Consider the following 2,396-nt stretch of genomic DNA (forward strand, 5'->3'; position numbering starts at 1 on the left):
ATGGGCATACCCATCACCTCAAAGAGCACATTGGAGTAACTCTTTGTCTTGGCAGAGATCTTAAAGCCGAATGTGCCTGATTCGCAGTTACCCTGAAGAGCCTCATCAAGTGTGCCCCAATAGATGGTCATACCTCGCTGGGTGAGAACCCTGCCATCTGTATCCATTTCGATGGGACGAGAAAGCGTAAGGACTGCATCATCCAAACTAACCTCTACCATCACTCGGGAGCAATGGCGCGCCTGGGTGACAAACTGGGTATATTCTCCACCCAAACCATAGAATAGGAGGTGGGTAATGGTGGATTTTCCACTGCTGTTGGCACCACGAATGATATTGACTCCGTGATGGAAAGGCTCATCATAAGCCACCTTGCCATCGGTGGTGAGCACATAGAGGCGGTTGACAAAGAAACTAACAGCCATCGTATTTAAATTCTAATAATTGAGTTCGATATTTCAATCCGTACGTTCCTGCAAGCGGTATGGTACGGAAACAAGAATTGAGCCAGGAAATGACATTATTTTCCTCATCTGACATCTCTTCCAATTGAGACATCACTTGCTGCATCTTGGCTACATCGGAGACCTTGACTTTCTGTTGCAACAATAGTTGCGGATCGATGAGTCCATAACTTGCGATATGGCTCAGGGCTATCATCTGATAGCGCAGGAGCTGCGAGAATAGACGGCGGTCATTGATGGTCTTATTATAAGGATTAGCCTTTTTCTCTTTCACAAACTTCGACAGTTGTTTTTTCCAGTCTGCCTCCGTCTTTTTAAAGCGAATCATGTATGCCTTATAGGGAAAAAGCAGATAAAAATCATAGATGCGCAGGCGATCCACCTCCACGATTTCGTGGGTATCAAAATGCTTCAAGATATTGAGCATTCGGTAGATGCCATTGAATGGATCGAAAGCAGGATTATACATCGTAATTAGCCCAATTAATGTGACAATTGCCTGTGAGATAATAGAGCATACCTAAGATGTCGTCTGTGGTATAGCAGAGATAAATATCGTCTTCCCCATTCTCATTCAGTTCTTTCATGACTGGAATGATGACCTGCTCGGAAACCGCTTGCTTGATGTCAGCAAGAGGTCTCTGATTTACTATCAGGGGATAGACGTAGTCATCAAAACGATTGCTCAAGATGGCGAAGAGATAGTCGTCTATACGGTTTGCCATCTCATAATACTGGTATTTAGTTGCCTTTTTGGCATAACCTTGTTTTAAGCGACAAGCCTTGTCGATGGCTGTCTTGTTATATCCACCGTCCTGTAGTTTTCTCTTCAACCCTAAAGTATGGGGCAACTTAGTACGATAACGCATGATGTCAGCCATCTTCTTCTGAAGTTTGTCATCGTGGTCTATCTCTTCCTTCAATTTTCGAAACCAGCTTGCCATTCTGCTATTCTGACCACCTACCTGTTGGTGGATATGAACTTCCGTGGCGTTGGGATTATAGCTGCCTACTTGATGAATTTTGACATCATCATAGCGATTGCCTGAGCCAGGATTACCATTGATATTGATTTCCATAGTATCTCATTATTTTAGGTTAAAATATATGATTAGTGGCGAGACAAGAGAGAGAGAATCTTATCTGTGATGTCTCGATTAACCGGATTCTCTTTTAACTTTGCCCTAACAGGGTGGTCTTTGTCTCCTTCGAGCTCCTCCGTGAGTTTGGTGGCATTTGTCTCTACAATCACCCCATCATTACACATTATATATAATATATTGGCAATGAGGTTGCGATTAAAGGTGGTGCCTTGCTGTCTGCCAGGCTCATAGACCTCTGCATTGACCTCAGGGAGAGCAAGAATCTCTTTCCATAAAGATTCATAGCGATTTTTCCAATCCTTTGCCACATAGTTCTTAAGTTTAGCTACATAATCCATGATTTCAGCCTTACGCTGCTCTCTCTCTGTATCTTGCAGCACTTTTTCGGTAGCAGGAGCTGGCTTCTGCTTGTCACCATAGTTATTGTTGATAACGGTGGTGGCATTGGGATTATAGTTCTGTACCGTATCTATATGTATCTCTTGAAAGGTGTTGCCTGTGCCAGGATTACCTGTTATATTGATGTCCATAATGGTTTCTTTTTCTGTTTATATTATGTTGATTATCAGACTGAAAGAAAGAAGAAAGTTTGAGCGTTTTTTCTTTCTTGTTTTCGGTATTTTTATGTTGTACCTTTGCATCGCAGTTCGGAAGTAACAACGAATCTTGTCGGACACATTAACTGCATGTGGAAATACCAATCCCCATACCGACGATGGGCAAACGAATGATTAACTAAAGTTTCCCACCCCAAAATAATGGGGTAAAAATAACAGTTTCTCAATAAAAAGTTGTATCTTTGTAATCGCCAAACAACAATAAAACAACG

5 protein-coding genes are annotated in these 2,396 nt (G+C 42.2%); all 5 read right to left on the reverse strand.

Annotated elements, in window-relative coordinates; translation table 11 throughout:
* Positions 1–425 (reverse strand): ATP-binding protein (locus tag QVD32_RS12840; RefSeq protein ID WP_287710338.1); only part of this gene is annotated, 425 nt, incomplete at its 3' end.
* The gene (locus QVD32_RS12845; protein ID WP_287574574.1) at positions 415–933 is read right to left on the reverse strand and encodes an ABC-three component system middle component 5; all 519 of its coding nucleotides are present in this window, start codon (positions 931–933) and stop codon (positions 415–417) included. The genes QVD32_RS12840 and QVD32_RS12845, both read right to left, overlap by 11 nt.
* Positions 926–1,408: an ABC-three component system protein gene (locus QVD32_RS12850; RefSeq protein WP_287710339.1), complete on the reverse strand. Its 483-nt coding sequence runs from the start codon at positions 1,406–1,408 to the stop codon at positions 926–928. The genes QVD32_RS12845 and QVD32_RS12850 overlap by 8 nt, the downstream gene beginning before the upstream one ends.
* 167 nt (positions 1,409–1,575) lie before the next feature.
* A complete protein-coding gene (locus tag QVD32_RS12855) occupies positions 1,576–2,097 on the reverse strand; it encodes a hypothetical protein (RefSeq protein WP_287710340.1) in 522 nt (173 codons plus the stop codon).
* Positions 2,098–2,189: 92 nt separating this feature from the next.
* A partial coding sequence (locus QVD32_RS12860) for a hypothetical protein (RefSeq protein WP_287710341.1) occupies positions 2,190–2,396 on the reverse strand: 207 nt, incomplete at its 5' end.

Source organism: Barnesiella sp. (assembly GCF_022723415.1).
GTDB lineage: Bacteria > Bacteroidota > Bacteroidia > Bacteroidales > Barnesiellaceae > Barnesiella > Barnesiella intestinihominis.

What these genes read in the sequence shown, in the direction of transcription:
- QVD32_RS12845 (WP_287574574.1), bottom strand. Translation starts at nt 933, where the DNA reads ATGTATAATCCTGCTTTCGATCCATTCAATGGCATCTACCGAATGCTC.
- QVD32_RS12855 (WP_287710340.1), bottom strand. Translation starts at nt 2,097, where the DNA reads ATGGACATCAATATAACAGGTAATCCTGGCACAGGCAACACCTTTCAA.
- QVD32_RS12850 (WP_287710339.1), bottom strand. Translation starts at nt 1,408, where the DNA reads ATGGCAAGCTGGTTTCGAAAATTGAAGGAAGAGATAGACCACGATGAC.